General features: G+C 63.2%; 19 protein-coding genes and 1 tRNA gene. 10 read left to right on the top strand and 10 right to left on the bottom strand.

Annotation, left to right across the window (positions count from 1 at the left end; all coding sequences use genetic code 11):
* Nucleotides 1-209 precede the first annotated feature (209 nt).
* Complete coding sequence (locus ACXJMY_RS25955) at nucleotides 210-2,330, top strand: sodium-translocating pyrophosphatase (RefSeq protein WP_456622188.1); 2,121 nt, start codon at nucleotides 210-212, stop codon at nucleotides 2,328-2,330.
* Nucleotides 2,331-2,481: 151 nt separating this feature from the next.
* On the opposite strand, the gene ACXJMY_RS25950 is transcribed toward ACXJMY_RS25955, so the two are convergent.
* Entirely contained in the window at nucleotides 2,482-3,483 is a 1,002-nt protein-coding gene (locus ACXJMY_RS25950) for a Bug family tripartite tricarboxylate transporter substrate binding protein (RefSeq protein ID WP_456622187.1), read from the bottom strand.
* 117 nt (nucleotides 3,484-3,600) lie between these two features.
* Nucleotides 3,601-4,086 carry an outer membrane protein assembly factor BamE gene (locus ACXJMY_RS25945; RefSeq protein ID WP_456622186.1) on the bottom strand — a complete coding sequence of 162 codons (486 nt, stop codon included), beginning with the start codon at nucleotides 4,084-4,086 and terminating at the stop codon, nucleotides 3,601-3,603.
* A 98-nt stretch (nucleotides 4,087-4,184) separates the two neighbouring features.
* On the opposite strand from ACXJMY_RS25945, the gene ACXJMY_RS25940 reads away from it, so the two are divergent.
* The 7 genes from ACXJMY_RS25940 (at nucleotide 4,185) to ACXJMY_RS25910 (ending at nucleotide 8,911) form a co-directional block, all read left to right on the top strand.
* Nucleotides 4,185-4,736, top strand: coding sequence for a ubiquinol-cytochrome C chaperone family protein (locus ACXJMY_RS25940; protein ID WP_456622185.1), 552 nt, complete (start codon nucleotides 4,185-4,187; stop codon nucleotides 4,734-4,736).
* Nucleotides 4,733-5,296, top strand: coding sequence for a YceD family protein (locus ACXJMY_RS25935; protein ID WP_456622184.1), 564 nt, complete (start codon nucleotides 4,733-4,735; stop codon nucleotides 5,294-5,296). The genes ACXJMY_RS25940 and ACXJMY_RS25935 overlap by 4 nt, the downstream gene beginning before the upstream one ends.
* A gap of 299 nt (nucleotides 5,297-5,595) precedes the next feature.
* On the top strand, nucleotides 5,596-6,657 hold the full coding sequence (plsX, locus tag ACXJMY_RS25930; RefSeq protein ID WP_456622183.1) for a phosphate acyltransferase PlsX: 1,062 nt from the start codon (nucleotides 5,596-5,598) through the stop codon (nucleotides 6,655-6,657).
* On the top strand, nucleotides 6,654-7,634 hold the full coding sequence (locus ACXJMY_RS25925; protein ID WP_456622182.1) for a beta-ketoacyl-ACP synthase III: 981 nt from the start codon (nucleotides 6,654-6,656) through the stop codon (nucleotides 7,632-7,634). The genes plsX and ACXJMY_RS25925 overlap by 4 nt, the downstream gene beginning before the upstream one ends.
* Nucleotides 7,635-7,767: 133 nt before the next feature.
* The gene (locus ACXJMY_RS25920; RefSeq protein WP_247983728.1) at nucleotides 7,768-8,109 is read left to right on the top strand and encodes an integration host factor subunit alpha; all 342 of its coding nucleotides are present in this window, start codon (nucleotides 7,768-7,770) and stop codon (nucleotides 8,107-8,109) included.
* Between the two features lie 24 nt (nucleotides 8,110-8,133).
* Nucleotides 8,134-8,712 carry a MerR family transcriptional regulator gene (locus ACXJMY_RS25915; RefSeq protein WP_456622181.1) on the top strand — a complete coding sequence of 193 codons (579 nt, stop codon included), beginning with the start codon at nucleotides 8,134-8,136 and terminating at the stop codon, nucleotides 8,710-8,712.
* Between the two features lie 121 nt (nucleotides 8,713-8,833).
* Nucleotides 8,834-8,911 (top strand) — tRNA-Pro (locus ACXJMY_RS25910).
* 128 nt (nucleotides 8,912-9,039) lie between these two features.
* Here ACXJMY_RS25910 and ACXJMY_RS25905 read toward each other — a convergent pair.
* Nucleotides 9,040-10,278: a DNA cytosine methyltransferase gene (locus tag ACXJMY_RS25905; RefSeq protein ID WP_456622180.1), complete on the bottom strand. Its 1,239-nt coding sequence runs from the start codon at nucleotides 10,276-10,278 to the stop codon at nucleotides 9,040-9,042.
* Nucleotides 10,279-10,387: 109 nt separating this feature from the next.
* On the opposite strand from ACXJMY_RS25905, the gene ACXJMY_RS25900 reads away from it, so the two are divergent.
* On the top strand, nucleotides 10,388-10,606 hold the full coding sequence (locus ACXJMY_RS25900) for a helix-turn-helix domain-containing protein (RefSeq protein ID WP_456622218.1): 219 nt from the start codon (nucleotides 10,388-10,390) through the stop codon (nucleotides 10,604-10,606).
* 1 nt (nucleotide 10,607) lies between these two features.
* On the top strand, nucleotides 10,608-11,684 hold the full coding sequence (locus ACXJMY_RS25895; RefSeq protein ID WP_456622179.1) for a restriction endonuclease, SacI family: 1,077 nt from the start codon (nucleotides 10,608-10,610) through the stop codon (nucleotides 11,682-11,684).
* Here the strand turns inward: ACXJMY_RS25895 and ACXJMY_RS25890 are convergent.
* The 7 genes from ACXJMY_RS25890 to ACXJMY_RS25860 form a co-directional block, all read right to left on the bottom strand.
* On the bottom strand, nucleotides 11,681-12,094 hold the full coding sequence (locus ACXJMY_RS25890; RefSeq protein WP_456622178.1) for a very short patch repair endonuclease: 414 nt from the start codon (nucleotides 12,092-12,094) through the stop codon (nucleotides 11,681-11,683). The two genes, ACXJMY_RS25895 and ACXJMY_RS25890, sit on opposite strands and share 4 nt — an antisense overlap.
* 1 nt (nucleotide 12,095) lies before the next feature.
* Complete coding sequence (locus ACXJMY_RS25885; RefSeq protein ID WP_456622177.1) at nucleotides 12,096-13,073, bottom strand: tyrosine-type recombinase/integrase; 978 nt, start codon at nucleotides 13,071-13,073, stop codon at nucleotides 12,096-12,098.
* Nucleotides 13,074-13,194: 121 nt separating this feature from the next.
* Nucleotides 13,195-13,446 (bottom strand): hypothetical protein, encoded by a 252-nt coding sequence (locus ACXJMY_RS25880; RefSeq protein ID WP_456622176.1) that lies wholly within the window; start codon nucleotides 13,444-13,446, stop codon nucleotides 13,195-13,197.
* Nucleotides 13,443-13,706, bottom strand: a complete 264-nt coding sequence (locus ACXJMY_RS25875; RefSeq protein ID WP_456622175.1) for a hypothetical protein — start codon at nucleotides 13,704-13,706, stop codon at nucleotides 13,443-13,445. The genes ACXJMY_RS25880 and ACXJMY_RS25875 overlap by 4 nt, the downstream gene beginning before the upstream one ends.
* A complete protein-coding gene (locus ACXJMY_RS25870; protein ID WP_456622174.1) occupies nucleotides 13,703-13,900 on the bottom strand; it encodes a hypothetical protein in 198 nt (65 codons plus the stop codon). The genes ACXJMY_RS25875 and ACXJMY_RS25870 overlap by 4 nt, the downstream gene beginning before the upstream one ends.
* On the bottom strand, nucleotides 13,897-14,370 hold the full coding sequence (locus ACXJMY_RS25865) for a phospholipase (RefSeq protein ID WP_456622173.1): 474 nt from the start codon (nucleotides 14,368-14,370) through the stop codon (nucleotides 13,897-13,899). The genes ACXJMY_RS25870 and ACXJMY_RS25865 overlap by 4 nt, the downstream gene beginning before the upstream one ends.
* Before the next feature lie 94 nt (nucleotides 14,371-14,464).
* Nucleotides 14,465-15,307 carry a S24 family peptidase gene (locus ACXJMY_RS25860; protein WP_456622172.1) on the bottom strand — a complete coding sequence of 281 codons (843 nt, stop codon included), beginning with the start codon at nucleotides 15,305-15,307 and terminating at the stop codon, nucleotides 14,465-14,467.
* Between the last annotated feature and the right edge of the window lie 228 nt (nucleotides 15,308-15,535).

Below are 15,535 nucleotides of genomic sequence, written 5' to 3'. Positions count from 1 at the left end.
ATAGACCAAGCCTAAATACCTGCCGAGATCGGCCTTTTCGGCCGCTTACGGCGTTGCACCCGCATGCTGATTTTGGCAAGGTTGTGACCGACCAGGGCCACCCCTTCAGGCAAGGAGCGGCCCTGTTCAATATAAAGGCGCCGCACCGCACGACGGAAAAACAAAGGCGCCGGGGGTACGTACATCAAGGATCTGAGGCAAAAAATCACATGACAGCATTATGGTTGATAGTGCTCTGCGGAGTGCTTTCCGTCGTCTACGCGATTTGGGCGACGTCTTCGGTGTTGAGTGCGGATGCGGGGTCGCCGCGCATGCAGGAGATTGCGGGAGCGGTGCGGGAAGGCGCACAGGCCTACCTGCGGCGTCAGTACACCACGATCGGTCTGGTCGGCATCGTCATCTTCGTGCTGCTTGTCTATTTCCTCGGATTCTACGTCGCGATCGGTTTTGCCATCGGCGCCATCCTGTCGGGGGCGGCCGGCTTCATCGGCATGAACGTCTCGGTCCGCGCCAATGTGCGCACCGCCCAGGCCGCGACGACGTCGCTCGCAGGCGGCCTCGAGCTCGCCTTCAAGGCGGGCGCTATCACCGGCATGCTGGTGGCGGGTCTCGCGCTGTTAGGTGTGACCCTCTATTTCGGCTTCCTGGTCTATTCGCTGAAGCTTGCGCCTGACAGCCGTGTCGTCGTCGACGCCATGGTGGCGCTCGGTTTCGGCGCTTCGCTGATCTCGATCTTCGCCCGTCTCGGTGGCGGCATCTTCACCAAGGGTGCGGACGTCGGCGGCGACCTCGTCGGCAAGGTCGAGGCCGGCATTCCCGAAGACGATCCGCGCAACCCGGCCACCATCGCCGACAATGTCGGCGACAATGTCGGCGACTGCGCCGGCATGGCCGCCGACCTGTTCGAGACCTATGCGGTGACCGCGGTCGCCACCATGGTGCTCGCCGCGATCTTCTTCGCCAAGACGCCGATCCTCATGAGCATGATGACGCTGCCGCTCGCCATCGGCGGCATCTGCATCATCACCTCGATCATCGGCACCTTCTTCGTCAAGCTCGGGCCGAGCCAGTCGATCATGGGCGCGCTCTACAAGGGCCTGATTGCAACGGGCGTCCTGTCGCTGATCGGCATCGCCGGCGTGATCTACACCCTGATCGGCTTCGGCAAGCTCGACGGTGTCGAGTACACCGGCATGTCGCTGTTCGAATGCGGAATCGTCGGCCTTGTCGTCACCGCGCTGATCATCTGGATCACCGAATACTACACCGGCACCGACTATCGCCCGGTGAAGTCGATCGCGGCGGCGTCGGTGACCGGTCACGGCACCAACGTGATCCAGGGTCTTGCGATCTCGATGGAGGCGACCGCGCTGCCCGCGATCGTCATCATCGCCGGCATCCTGGTCACCTACAGCCTTGCCGGCCTGTTCGGCATCGCGATCGCGACGGCCACCATGCTGGCGCTGGCCGGCATGATCGTCGCACTCGACGCCTTCGGTCCGGTGACGGACAACGCCGGCGGCATCGCCGAGATGGCGGGCCTGCCCAAGGAGGTGCGCAAGTCGACCGATGCGCTCGACGCGGTCGGCAACACCACCAAGGCGGTCACCAAGGGCTACGCGATCGGCTCCGCCGGTCTCGGTGCGCTGGTGCTGTTCGCGGCCTATAATCAGGACCTCAAGTTCTTCATCGCGGACTCCGCGCATCACACCTATTTCGCCGGCGTCAATCCGGACTTCTCGCTCAACAACCCCTACGTGGTGGTGGGCCTGTTGTTCGGCGGCCTGCTGCCCTACCTGTTCGGTGCGATGGGCATGACCGCGGTGGGACGTGCGGCCAGCGCCATCGTCGAGGAGGTGCGCCGGCAGTTCCGCGAGAAGCCGGGCATCATGCAGGGCACCGACAAGCCGGATTACGGCAAGGCGGTCGACCTGCTGACCAAGGCGGCCATCAAGGAGATGATCATCCCGTCGCTGCTGCCGGTGCTGTCGCCGATCGTCGTCTACTTTCTGATCTACGTGATCGCAGGCGGTGGCGCGGCCGGCAAGTCGGCGGCGTTCTCGGCGGTGGGCGCGATGCTGCTCGGCGTGATCGTGACGGGCCTGTTCGTCGCGATCTCCATGACCTCGGGCGGGGGCGCCTGGGACAACGCCAAGAAGTACATCGAGGACGGCCATTACGGCGGCAAGGGCTCTGACGCCCACAAGTCGGCCGTGACCGGCGACACCGTCGGCGATCCCTACAAGGACACGGCCGGTCCCGCGGTGAACCCGATGATCAAGATCACCAACATCGTGGCGCTCTTGCTGCTGGCGATTTTGGCGCACTGAGCAGCGCCGATGAGGCAAGACAAAACCCCGCGGCGAGAGCCGCGGGGTTTTTGTTTGGTGTCGTCATTCCGGGATGGTCCGAAGGACCAGACCCGGAAGCTCGAGATTCCGGGTTCGGCTCTTTCGAGCCGCCCCGGAATGACGCTGCGCGTCACTGCACGTCCATCTGCAGACCTTCCTTCTGGATGATGCCGGCGAACTTCTTCGTCTCGGCGTCCAGGAAGTCGGAAAACTGCTGCGGCGTGCCGTAGTCGGCGCGGGCCCCCATGGCGGCGATGTTCTTCTTGATGTCGTCGCGTTCGAGCATCGCCTTGACTTGAAGATTGAGGGCTTCGAGGACCGGAGCGGGCACGCCTTTCGGCAGGAACACGGAGAACCAGGACGACACGTCGAAATTGGCAAGCTCCGGCGCGCTCTCGCGCATGGTCGGCAGATTCGGCGCGAGGTCGCTGCGCTCGGCCGTGGTGACGCAGAGCCCGGTGAGCGTGCCGTTCTGGACCTGCGGCAGGCTCGGATAGAGATTGTCGAACAGGATCTGGATGTCGCCGGCGAGCGCGGCCTGGAGCGCGGGCCCGGCGCCGCGGAACGGAATGTGCGTCATCTTCAGCCCGGTGAGCTGCAGGAACCACGCGCCGGTGAGGTGAGGGCTCTGGCCGACGCCGGAGGAGGCGTAGCTGAGCTTGTCCGGATTGGCCTTGAGGAAGGCGATCAGCTCGGCGACCGATTTGATGCCGGTCTTCGGATGCGCCGAGACGATGTTCGGGATCCGGATCATGTTGGAGACGGGCTGCAGCTGGTCCGGCTTGTAGGTGAGGTTCTTGAAGATGCTGTAGGCGATCGCGTTCGGCCCGGGATTACCGATCAGGATGGTGTGGCCGTCAGGCTTGGCGCGGACCACTTCCGCCGTGCCGATCGTGCCGCCGCCGCCGGAGCGGTTCTCCACGACGGCCGACTGGCCCCAGGCGGTTTGCAGATGGGCGGCCAGCAGCCGGCCCATCACGTCGGTCGAGCCGCCGGCCGCGGCCGGCACGACGATGCGCACGTTTTCGGTGGGTTTCCAGTCGGCAAGGCTCGTGCGCGGCAGGATGGCTGCCGCCGAAAGGCCGGCGGCACCGGTGAGCACGCGACGGCGGGACAACAAAGTTCTGAGCACGAATCCACTCCCTGTTTCTTGCTTTGCAGGGAGCGTAGGGAAGGCGGCGTGCAACGGCAAGTCGCACGCGACGGCAAGTGCCGCGCGGGAGGCGGCACGACGCCGCAGGCTGAAGCCTTAGTTAAAGCTCAGCAGCTTGAACAGCGGGGTGAGGTAGCTCATCTCCTGGCCCGAGGTCGGCGTGGTGCGGCTGATGAAGTCGAAGATCTTGCCGTCCTGGAGGCCGTAATTGGCAAGCCGGCGCACGCGCCGGTTCTTGTCGAAATAGACCGCGATCACGCGCTGATCGACCAATTTCTGATTCATGAAGGCGACCATGCGCTCCGAGCGCTGCGAGATGTAATAGAACACCTCACCGTCGAGGGTCGCGACCGTGGAGGGCGTGCCCATCACGATCAGCACCTGGTCCTGGCTCGCGCCGATCGGAATCTGCTCGAGCGCGCCGGGCGGCAGGATGTAGCCCTTCTGGAATTGCTCACCGCCGCAGCCCGCGAGCGTCGCGCCGACCAGGGCCGCGGCCGCAAGCAAGCGCAAGGCGCGCCAGCGCGCGTGAAGGCCGTGCCGCTTGTCTGCGCGCAGGCTGGTCTGGTTCGATATCGTCATTGCGGAACTGATTCCGTCCCCTTGCGTCGCGCGAGGCGCTGAAGTACCGGGCGAGGGCTCTGAATGCAACACACGCGCGCCCGCTTGCGGAAACCACAATGCTTTGGCCGTTCAATCACTTCAGGAAACCCCGCCTAGCCCCGCGCGGCACCATTGAGACCATCTATGGCATGATCGTGACGCAGGCGCGAGAACCCATATTTTACCGCGACTTGGGCGTGCCCGATACGGTTAACGGGCGTTTCGACCTGTTGCTGCTGCATTTGTGGCTGTTGCTGCGGCGCCTGCGCACCGTCCAGGGCGGCGCGGAGCTGTCGCAGGCGTTGTTCGACCGCTTTTGCGAGGACATGGACGACAATCTGCGCGAGATGGGCGTCGGCGACCAGACCGTGCCGAAGCGGATGCGGGCCTTCGGCGAGGCCTTTTATGGCCGGGCGAAGGCCTATGACGAGGCGATGGAAGGTGGCGGCGAGGCGCTGGCATCGGCCATCTGCAAGAATATCTTGAATGGTGCCGGAATGGATCAGGCGCGGCGGCTCGCGGCTTACGCCCGGGCAACGGCGGCCGATCTGGCCGGGACCGGCGAGGCGGCGCTTCTGGACGCCAGTTTCGCGTTTCCACCGGCACCTCCCGAGGACGTCACGCCATGAACCGACCGACTGCCGAATCAGATCCCTGGCGCGTTCCCGTCATCGTCGCGCACATCCCGGACACCGGCCTGCACCGCGAGCTGGAGGCTTCCGCCGCCGAGCGGCAGGCGATGGCCGGGCTCGCGGGCCTGCGCGAAGTCCTGTCCGCCCGGGCCGCCCTCGATGTCACGCTGAAAAGCGGCGGGCGCATCCATGTCACGGGTCACGTCCGCGCCCGGATCGGCCAGACCTGCGTGGTGACGCTCGATCCGATCGAGAACGAGATCGAGGAGGAGATCGACCTGATCTTCGCGCCCGAGGCCGAGGCGCGGCGGCTGACCGACCTGATCGAGGAAGGGCAGGACGACGCGGAGCCGCCGGAGGTCGTCGATCCGCCCGAGGCGATCGTTGGCGGCATCATCGACCTCGGCCGCCTCGCCACCGATGCGCTGTTCCTGGCGATCGATCCTTATCCGCGCAAGCCCGGTGTCGTGTTCGAGACCGAGGTCACCGCCACCGATCCCGGGGATCATCCGTTCGCGGTGCTCAAGGCGCTCCAGGATAAGAAGAAAGACACATAGGCGGCTCTTCCCGGCGGGGTCGATTCCGCGATTGGGTGCGAGGTGGTTGCCTGGATGGTTTGAGAGGACATCTTATCTCTTTGATTTTTATACGTTTCACACCAATTCCGGCGTCTCGGGCCGGGTCGTCCTGAATGCAAAAGACTGGGGGCAAGAGGTTGTTTCGGGATGACAAAACGCTATTGTCGCGCCCCGGCCCGGGTGCGGCGTTGCGCCCGGCCGGTCGCCATGTCCATGGCGAACCCATTTCGCGGCCCCGCTCGTTGACGACCGCGCCAGACCAGGTTTCCGGGATTTTGATGCCAAGCAAGGTTCGCATTGCGCTTGACGCCATGGGGGGCGACGTCGGCGCCGCCGTGGTTATTCCGGGCGCCGCCATCTCGCTCGGCAGGCATCGCGAGACCGAGTTCCTGCTGGTCGGGGACCGCGCCAGGATCGAGCCCGAGCTCGACAAGCACCTCGCGTTGAAGGCGGCTTCCAGGATCCTTCATACCGACGTCGCCGTCAGCATGGAGGACAAGCCGAGCCAGGCGCTGCGGCGCGGCCGCAGAACCTCCTCGATGTGGCTTGCCATCGACGCGGTGAAGAAGGGCGAGGCGGATGTCGCGGTCTCCGCCGGCAATACCGGCGCACTGATGGCGATGTCGCGCTTCCACCTCCGCACGCTGCCGGGCATAGACCGTCCGGCAATCACCGCGGTGTGGCCGACCATGCGCGGCGAGTCCGTCGTGCTCGACCTCGGCGCCACCATCGGCGGCGATGCGCGACATCTGGTGGCGCTCGCGGTGATGGGCGCGGCCATGGCGAGCGTGCTGTTCAACAAGCCGCGTCCGACCGTCGGCCTGCTCAATATCGGGGTCGAGGAGATCAAGGGCCACGAGGAGATCCGCGAGGCCGGGGAAATGCTGCGCGCGATGAACCTGCCGCAGCTCGACTATATCGGCTTCGTCGAGGGCGACGGCATTGGCAAGGGGCTGGCCGACGTGATCGTCGCCGAGGGCTTCAGCGGCAATATCGCGCTCAAGGCCGCCGAGGGAACCGCACGCCACATCGCGGCATTGCTCCGCGAGGAGATGCAGCGGAGCTGGATGTCCAAGCTCGGCTATCTCTTCGCGCGCAGAGCCTTCCAGACCCTGCGCGACAAGATGGACCCCAACAAGTCCAATGGCGGCGTGTTCCTTGGATTGAATGGGGTCGTGGTCAAGAGCCACGGCGGAATCAACGCCGAAGGCTTTGCCTATGCAATCGATGTTGGCTATGAGATGGTCAAATTCGATCTCCTGAACAAGATCAATCAGATGCTTAACCGCGACGGGGGGGCGCTCAGTTCCGTGCCAACCGCGCCGGAGGATGTTTCGTGACCAAGATTCGTTCGGTCGTGCTGGGCTGCGGGGCCTACCTGCCGGAGCAGGTGGTGACCAATGCCCAATTGGCGGCACGCATCGACACGTCCGACGAGTGGATCGTGCAGCGCACCGGCATCCGCGAGCGCCACGTCGCGGCCGAGGGCGAGTTCACCTCGCATCTGGCGATCAAGGCGGCGCAGGCCGCGCTCACTGATGCCGGCGTCGATGCGCAGTCGATCGAGCTGATCGTGCTGGCGACCTCGACGCCGGACAACACGTTTCCGGCGAGCGCGGTTGCCGTGCAGCACGGGCTCGGCATCAATCACGGCGCGGCGTTCGATCTCCAGGCGGTCTGCTCGGGCTTCGTGTTCGCGCTAGCCACCGCCGACAATTTCCTGCGCACCGGCACCTACAAGCGCGCCCTGGTGATCGGCGCCGAGACCTTCTCGCGCATCCTCGACTGGAACGACCGCGGCACCTGCGTGCTGTTCGGCGACGGTGCCGGCGCGGTCGTGCTGGAGGCGCAGGAGCAGCCGGGCCAGGCGGCGACCGATCGCGGCGTGGTGACCACGCATCTGCGCTCGGACGGCCGGCACAAGGCAAAGCTGTTCGTCGACGGCGGGCCGTCCTCGACCCAGACCGTCGGTCATCTGCGCATGGAGGGCCGCGAGGTCTTCAAGCATGCGGTCGGCATGATCACCGATGTGATCGTCGATGCCTTCGAGGCGACCGGGCTCAATGCCGACGACATCGACTGGTTCGTGCCGCACCAGGCCAACAAGCGAATCATCGACGCCTCCGCGCACAAGCTTCATATCGCACCGCAGAAGGTGGTGCTGACCGTCGACCGTCACGGCAACACCTCGGCCGCGTCGATCCCGCTGGCGCTGGCGGTGGCGCGCAAGGACGGCCGCATCAAGCGCGGCGACCTGGTTCTGCTGGAAGCGATGGGCGGCGGTTTCACCTGGGGCTCCGCGCTGGTGCGCTGGTAAGCCACACTCGATAAAATTTTGCCCGAATCAGCGCGGATTATCGATGCTTCTGCATTGATGAGCGCTGTTGACCGTCGTATCGTAACCTCATAATTTCAGACAACAATTGTTCGCCGTGATGTGGGGCAGGGCGATGACCGATACAAGTAAAACCGTAACGCGTGTTGATCTCTGCGAGGCCGTCTACCAGAAGGTGGGCTTGTCGCGCACGGAATCGTCTGCGTTCGTGGAACTCGTGCTGAAGGAGATCACCGATTGCCTCGAGCGGGGCGAGACGGTGAAACTGTCCTCGTTCGGCTCCTTCATGGTCCGCAAGAAGGGTCAGCGCATCGGTCGCAATCCGAAGACCGGCACCGAAGTGCCGATCTCGCCGCGCCGGGTGATGGTGTTCAAGCCGTCGGCGATCCTGAAGCAGCGGATCAACGCCCAGCACCGCACCAATGGCGACGGCAGCAAGGTTCAACCGGAGGCGTAACCGCGCTCCAAAAGGATCAGGCATTTGGACAAGGCGCCGGATGCGTTCCGCACCATCAGCGAAGTAGCGCAGGAACTCGACATTCCGCAGCACGTGCTGCGGTTCTGGGAGACCCGATTCTCCCAGATCAAGCCGATGAAGCGCAGCGGCGGCCGCCGCTACTACCGCCCCGACGACGTCGACCTGCTCAAGGGCATCCGCCGGCTGCTTTACGGCGAGGGCTACACCATCCGCGGCGTGCAGCGGATCCTGAAAGAACACGGCATCAAATCGGTGCAGGGCCTGGCCGACAGCTCGGCCGCGGTCTCGTTCGGGGCGATCGAGGACGCCATCGGGGCGAGCCTGATGGAGCCCGAGGAGGAGACCGGCGTCCGCGGCGCCCTCGACAGCGACGATGACGACTACCAGGGGGAGGAGGAGGAAGGCATCGACTTCCGCTTCTCAGAGACCGACGACGAGGAAATCCTCACCACCTTCCGCAAGGGCGGCACCCCCGCCACGCCCGCCGGCCCCAGCGCGCTGGACCGGGAGCGGCTGGCACGGGCGCTCGCCGACCTCGTCGCCTGCCGGGAAATGCTGCATTTGGCGCTGAAGGACGGCTAGGGGCGGACCCTCGGCTTTGCGGGCAGTTCCGCGGGCGCAGGGCCGATACCGGCGGGGCCGAGACCAAAATGGTGTGCCTCGCCTTGCGCAACGCAGCGATCCTAGCTAATGGAACGACGTTCGGAGCGTGGCGCAGCCCGGTTAGCGCACTAGTCTGGGAGACTAGGGGTCGGAGGTTCAAATCCTCTCGCTCCGACCAAATTATCAAACATTGTCAACGCCGTTTCGGGCTGGCCGGTTTACACCGGTCCGCCCGTTTACAGGCGGTTTACAATTTCCGTTCGTCGCTCGTTCCGGAATCTATAAGGGCCGCAGCCCTTCTCTTGGTTACGCAACCGCCAACGCTCTTGTTTTGGCGCGATTGCCTTTGCCGGTCCCTGGGTGGGCCGGATGGTCGCCGACGAGTGTGCGGTACTTGGCGGGCACGCGAGCGATTGGCTCGGATGCTGGGACAGGTAACCGCCGGGGTGGCAGGAGGACCGGATCATCATCGCGGGCATCTCCACCTAGGAGCTGACAGTCGATCTCGCGAGCAAGAACTTCGGCAGCCAAGGAAGGGACGGCGTTGCCGAGCATCCGTTGAATATGCGTACGACCGCAATCGAACCGAAGACCATCCGGGAACGTCTGCAGACGACAAAGCTCTTCGGTCGATAGGCGCCGGTTAGTCCAATGGAATGGACCTATTGCGGGGCCTGGCTGCGCCTGAATAGTCCAAGATGGCCTGTCCTTCGCGAGCTTTAATAGGAAACTCCAATATCGAGTGCGCCACCCGAAAAGCGGCATTCCTGCGCCACGGCTTGTATGAAAGAGATAGTTCTCTCCCTCCGGGATGGTCGGTAACAGATCCGCCCACTTGCCAGTCATGGCGAGGGATTGATCGTTCGGCTTTTGCGAAAGATCGCCCAATGCGTCCCAAGCTGTCCGGTATGGCTCAAGGCCGACGTTGGCCTGGAGATCGTCAGTTGCAACATGCGTAGGTTCGGGAAACTTGAACTCCTTCCCTTCACGGCTTGCAACGATAAAGACGCGCTCGCGAAACTGGGGGACGCCATAGCTCGCGGCATTGATGACACGCCATGCTGGCCTGTACTTTGTCCCGGCTTCGCGATTGATTTTCTCGATGCCCCTAAGAATGCGGTTCAGCCCCTCACTTTTGCCAGAGTAAGCAAGACCGTAGACGTTCTCGAGAAGAAACGCTTTCGGTTTGGTATCCCGCAGCACGCGCAAATAGGCAGTAAGGGTGTCCGCGCGAGGGTCCTCTAGGCGAAGCGCATCGCCGTTTGCCCAATATCCGGATTTCGAGAATGGCTGACAAGGCGGACCGCCGATCAGCACGTGGGCTTCACCAACGCGAAGCTTTCCAGCCTTGAGAATGTCTCGGGAGGAAACGTCGTGGATATTACCCTCGATGACCGACCAGGCGCGATTCATACGGAGGGTTCGGCAGCAAGTAGCATCGAATTCGACCGCTACCCGCGTCTCGAAGCCCGCCGCTTCAAAGCCATAATCGAGGCCTCCGGCGCCAGTGAACAAGCTAATGACTTTTCGGATGTTCTTGCTCACAGCGGTTATTCTACCTATTGCCGAATCGGGCCTGAGAACGTTCGTAGAACAGAGGGCTTGTATTGTCAATACAAGCGGGCGCTAAGTGATCATCATCAAGCTGCGAGAGATGATGGCAGCACATAAGGTGCGGACCGGCGACAGCTTGACGTACGCTGTCCTTGCTGAGCGAACCGGACTTTCTCGCGCCACCGTCGAATCGATTGCCTCTCGTAAACGGTACAACGCCAGCCTCGCAACTATCGAGCGCCTCTGTGCCGCTCTTCAGTGCGGGCCTGGCGAGCTGCTCGAGATAATACCGGACGGGAGAGGGCGGCGGGCAAAGTAGGATGGTTATCGACAAGAAAAGAGCGAAGGAACTGCTGCTCGAAGAGGCGGCGCGAGCATCGTCCGGTTACATCGACCGAACATGGCAGGCGGAGGCTGAGGCGCTCTCGGAGCTTGCCAAACGCTATCGAACGCACGTTGCGGCCGTTGCCACAGCCACGCTGGCCAAGTGCGTCGATCAGAAGGTCGATGTATTTTCTCTAAAGGCGAGTTCAGGCGAGTTTGGATATTCGGCACGATCGCTCGCGAAAGAAGTGCTTGCGCCGATGGCGCGTGAAATTGGCGTGAACTGGGGCGCGACGGGACCCGAGCCGCTCAACAATGTCCCTTACGTTGGAAAAGTGAGGATCAGTCGCGATTGGCCCGTTAAGGGAGGGGCTGTCGCGGCGCTCAACAAGGTCTGCGACATTCTGGATCGCCTTCAAGCCGTCAAGGACGAAACGCAAGCGAGAGCGGCTCTGCGTGCATTCATCTTCGTTCGTCGACAGCACGGGAAACAATACTCCGCGATGGTCGATGCGACGCTCGATGTGGCAATCGATCAGCTTTGCGAGGCGGTCCAGCACTACGTTGCGGAGAATTCTGAAGGCGGATTCCGCGCTCAAGCGGTTGTTGCCGCGCTTATGGATCTGATGGTCGGAGCAGATCGCACGAGTACAAAGCGGATAAATGATCCGTCTCGGACAGTGCCAGGAGACGTAGTCGTCACACGCGTAGACATGTCAGGAATCGAGCGCGTGCTCGAGGTCAGAGACAAGGTTGTGAAGCATGACGATCTTCTTATTCTCGCGACAAGAGCAGCCGAAAAAGGCGTGAGCGATGCGATCATGGTAGCGGTAGCTGGTGGGCAGCCAGACATTCGCTTCAATGAGGCGCAAGCCTGGGCTGCTCAGAAGGGAGTGGCGCTGACACTCTTTCAAGATTGGACCACCCTGATCCGCCAAGTGCTTCTGTGGTCGTCGACACCGACGCTTGAGGGGGCGCGGCAATTTCCGCAGATTATGTACGAGCGCCTAATAGCGATGGAAGCCTCGGAGGAGGCTGTTGAAACCTGGGCGAAGCGGTTCCAGAAGGACTAGTTAAGAAATTTGCGGAGCCGACGCTCCAGCATCGCCGCGTTGGACAGCTCGCATTCCCAGATGATGAGCGTTTTCCATTTCAAGGCGCGGAGTGCTTTGAGATTGCGCGTATCTCGGTCCTTGTTCCGCTGAAGTTTCGGAAGCCAATATTCCGGCCGTGTTCGCGGCTGCTTCGCGCCCAGTCGGCAGTTATGCTGATGCCAGAAGCATCCGTGGACGAAGATCACTCTGCGGCGTGAAGCAAAGACAATGTCGGGATTGCCGGGGAGATCGCGGCGATGAAGACGATAGCGATAGCCAAGTCCATGGAGCATGCGACGCACAAGCATCTCCGGCTTAGTGTCGACCTTGCGGATGCGCGCCATGCGCTGTGAAATTGTTAAGCGAGCGGCCTTGGGGGAGGCGATCATCTTACTTTTTCGGATAGCTGGCGGCTTGATTTTCTCTGTATAGCTCGAGTTTTCTGATCGCATTCGCCGCTAGCACCCCGCGCCGCGCGAGGTAGAGATCAATCACCTTCTGCGCCTTGTCGACGCTCCAGCACAGCGCCTCAGCGATCTCCGGCGCGGTGGCGCCGGCCTCAGCGAGTAGCGTCGCGGCCGTGCCGCGGTTGTCGTGGAAATTGAGATCGGCAGTTTTGACGTACTCGGCGTCGGCGCCAGTGGCCTCAGCGTTGATCGCATCGACCTTGTCGCAGTCCTCGCGCCAGTGCTCGTTGAAATAGCGTTTGGTGTAGGCCTTTCCGGTCGGCGTCAGCATCACCAGCGCGCCGACCTTCGTTTCCTTGAGCGCATCGAGATGCGCCTTCAGCTCGCGCGTGACGGGGATCCAGAGCAGTTTGCCGGTCTTGGTCGAACGGATCTGCACCCGGCTTCCGTCGTAGCGCGTCCAGGGAAACTTGCGGACGTCGCTGGCGCGCATGGCTGTATTCCGGACCATGATCATCGCCGTCGCCATGGCTGTGCGCGCGTTTGCGATGAATTGTTGCTGCAATTCCTCCGGCCAGGTCAGGTCCGATCTGTGGCTCTTGTAGAGCCGCGCGAACGTGTCGAGCGGGTTGAACTTGATGACGGCCTTTTCCCGCGCGAACGAGAGTACGCGGGCTAGCGCGGCAACCAGGTTATCGGCCGATCGTGGCGAGGACTTGCCGAGCTCGTTGTGCCAGGCCAACGCATCCTTCCGGAATTCCAGTGCGTCGTCAGCATCGTTGAAGGTCGCGACAGGGCACGTGCCCCAGCGCGCCTCTAGGCGCTTCAGCTTCCAGATGTACTGTTTCCGGCTCTCCTCGCTGAGGCCGTCAAAATAGGTGGACTGGTCGAAGTGCCGAATAAGCTGCATGAAGGTGCCTTCCCCCCTCGTGCGCATTTTTTTCTCGGCATCGGCATACATCTCGGCGAGCCTATTCTCGTCAAGCGGGAGGCCCGTGGCACGGTGATAGAGATAGACCTTGATCGACCCATCTGCCTGCCGCTTCTTGACGCGATGGACGCCCTTCAGCTTGAGGGGCCTGTTAGGCAGCCTGGGTCTTCCGCGCATGGTCGGCCTTCCAACGCTGGTACGGGGTTAGCTCGGCATCGGAGACTGTCACAATCCCGGAGGCTCGGTCCAGTGCCCGGTCCAAGGCTTTCCGGTCCCATCGGCTGGTACCGGGGATCGCGTCGGGCACAATGCCCTTGGCCCGCCATTGATCGAACGCTGCTAGCGTCTTGCAGCCGCAATACTCGGCCGCTTCCTGCTTCGTGAGGCAGCGTTTTTCGGTCACGAGCGAGCCCTTGGTGACTTCTTGCAGGCTTCGCCCTGGATCGCGCCGCATGCCATGCAACTGCCGTCCAAGTCGACCTCACTGCTCTCGCAACGCCGGGGCGGCGCCTCGTCGTCTCTGGTCCCGGCCTCGATCCTGCGGGCGCAATCGAACATGCGGGCGATCATCGCCTCGCAATCGGCGAAGCTGATGCCGTCGACGCCGCGGGCCGCCAGATCGCGCCACAGCGCGCCGGCCATGATGACGTTGACGCCGCTCATGCTGCCTCCGCTCGTTTGAAATGCATCTGCTGCCCGATGATCTCCGCGCGGCCGCTGGCGATCAGGCGATCGGCGACGCCGTCACTGATCCGCCGCGTGCCGAACCGCCAGCCGCCGCGCGGCGCCCGCTCAAAGGGGCTGAGTTTGAGCAGGCGAACGAAATAGTAATCGGTGTAGGTGCTGGAGCTGCTCACGCTGCCGCCCCGTTCTGGCGGGAATAGGCCAGCGTGCGGGCTGCGTCGGCGTGCTCGAAAATCTGCGACTTGCGCCAGCCCATACGCACCAGGTCGGGCAGGGCGGCGCCTTCGCTGCGGGTGCTGATGACGATGAAATCGTCGGCGAGCTGCGCGATCGCCGCGGCGCCCTCGAGGCCGGCGCGGGCCGCCGGCAGCGCGCGCGGAGCAATGGTCTCGGCGACGCGCTCTCGCTCGATCTGCACGGCCTCTGCGGCCGCCGCCGCCTCCTGGCGGCCTTTGCGATCCTTGAGCAGGGCGTCGAGCGTCTCCTGACGGTTGAGGCGCCTGCCGCGCATCACAGGCTCGGTGCGCGGGCAGCCTTTGGCGCGAACGTCGGCGAAGCGCCCCTCGGCGCGCAGATGCATGAAGCCGTGCAGCTTGAGCTGCAGGGCGAAGTCGGCGGCGGAGAGGTCGGTTGGGCCTGGCACGGCGGCGGTCTCCCGTGAGTTGTTTCACGGGAAACATATCGTCGGAAATTTCCGACCGTCAACCAGTAAAGTCGGAAATCTCCGACTTTCGGACCTAAAGGTCCAAAATCGTCCGCTTCACCCGACCGATGACCTCGAGGTCGCGCGGCTTGAAAAACACCGGCTTGTTGAGGGGGTTGGTCGAAAAGGGCGAGAGGTGCGGGTTGGCGCCGCCCTGCCACATCTTGTAGGTCGTCTCGCCCTTGATCGAAAACACATAGCAGCGGCCGTGGACCAGGCTGCGCTCGGCGCGGTTGACCACAATGATCGAGCCTTCCGGCGAGTAGCGGTCCATTGAATCGCCGTCGACGGTCAACGCAAAGAACTCGCCCCGGCCAAGATCGGCAAAAGCCAGGAGGGGCACATCATCGATCGGAATCTGGCTGGCGGGGCTTCGCAGGCGTCCGGCAGTCACACGGTCGAGGAGGGGGACCATAGCAAGTTTCGGCGCGCCGGGGCTGGTGCGCCGAGGGGGCGGCCCGACCAGGTCAGCCACCGTCCATTGCAATGCCGCGGCCACCAGAGGCTGCTTGTTGGCACTGAATGACTGCTTCTTACCTTCCAGAAAATCCCGGATGAAGTTCCGCTCGAGGCCCGGAATGGCTTTCGCGGCCTCGATCGGGCTGAGGTCAAGCTCGGCCAGCCGCGTCCTAATCCGTTGTCGGAGTTCGCTTTTCTCCATGGCGGATTTATCCGACGCGCCTTGTCCAAAGGCTAGTGGGATGTTTCCGACGACAAAATCTCGACGAATCGGAAATTTCCGACTATCCGTCGAACCATGGAGCAGGAGCTGATTCTCAACTTGAGGGCCGTCGCCGATGCCTTCCGCATCGAGCGTCCTCTTGCCTTCGGAACGCTTGGGCGGCTTGCAGCCGGCGATTGGCGCTTCTTCGATCATCTCGGCTCCAAGACATTCACGGCCCGCAAGTACGACCAAGTCATCGGCTGGTTCTCGACCAATTGGCCGGCTGCGGCGGTTTGGCCTGAAGGCGTGGCTCGGCCGGAAGGGGTCGAGCCATGAAGGGATGCCGGTTCCCAGACTCGAGGTCGAGCGCCGGTCACGCCGAAACGGCTGATTTTCATCGCTGTGGAACATCACACAACGCGACCGGCGCGGCCTGTGGAT

It is taken from the genome of Bradyrhizobium sp. P5_C12, assembly GCF_054049735.1.
The sequence above is the reverse complement of the archived record's forward strand: the minus strand, read 5'-3'. Positions and strand labels throughout refer to the sequence as shown.

Bases quoted from the DNA above. Each gene is read 5' to 3' on its own strand.
- ACXJMY_RS25920 (WP_247983728.1), top strand. From the start codon at position 7,768: ATGACCGATACAAGTAAAACCGTAACGCGTGTTGATCTCTGCGAGGCC.
- ACXJMY_RS25860 (WP_456622172.1), bottom strand. From the start codon at position 15,307: ATGATCGAAGAAGCGCCAATCGCCGGCTGCAAGCCGCCCAAGCGTTCC.
- ACXJMY_RS25935 (WP_456622184.1), top strand. From the start codon at position 4,733: ATGAACCGACCGACTGCCGAATCAGATCCCTGGCGCGTTCCCGTCATC.
- ACXJMY_RS25900 (WP_456622218.1), top strand. From the start codon at position 10,388: ATGATGGCAGCACATAAGGTGCGGACCGGCGACAGCTTGACGTACGCT.
- ACXJMY_RS25885 (WP_456622177.1), bottom strand. From the start codon at position 13,073: ATGTATGCCGATGCCGAGAAAAAAATGCGCACGAGGGGGGAAGGCACC.
- ACXJMY_RS25895 (WP_456622179.1), top strand. From the start codon at position 10,608: ATGGTTATCGACAAGAAAAGAGCGAAGGAACTGCTGCTCGAAGAGGCG.
- ACXJMY_RS25890 (WP_456622178.1), bottom strand. From the start codon at position 12,094: ATGATCGCCTCCCCCAAGGCCGCTCGCTTAACAATTTCACAGCGCATG.
- ACXJMY_RS25940 (WP_456622185.1), top strand. From the start codon at position 4,185: ATGCTTTGGCCGTTCAATCACTTCAGGAAACCCCGCCTAGCCCCGCGC.
- ACXJMY_RS25945 (WP_456622186.1), bottom strand. From the start codon at position 4,086: ATGACGATATCGAACCAGACCAGCCTGCGCGCAGACAAGCGGCACGGC.
- ACXJMY_RS25955 (WP_456622188.1), top strand. From the start codon at position 210: ATGACAGCATTATGGTTGATAGTGCTCTGCGGAGTGCTTTCCGTCGTC.
- ACXJMY_RS25875 (WP_456622175.1), bottom strand. From the start codon at position 13,706: ATGAGCGGCGTCAACGTCATCATGGCCGGCGCGCTGTGGCGCGATCTG.
- plsX (WP_456622183.1), top strand. From the start codon at position 5,596: ATGCCAAGCAAGGTTCGCATTGCGCTTGACGCCATGGGGGGCGACGTC.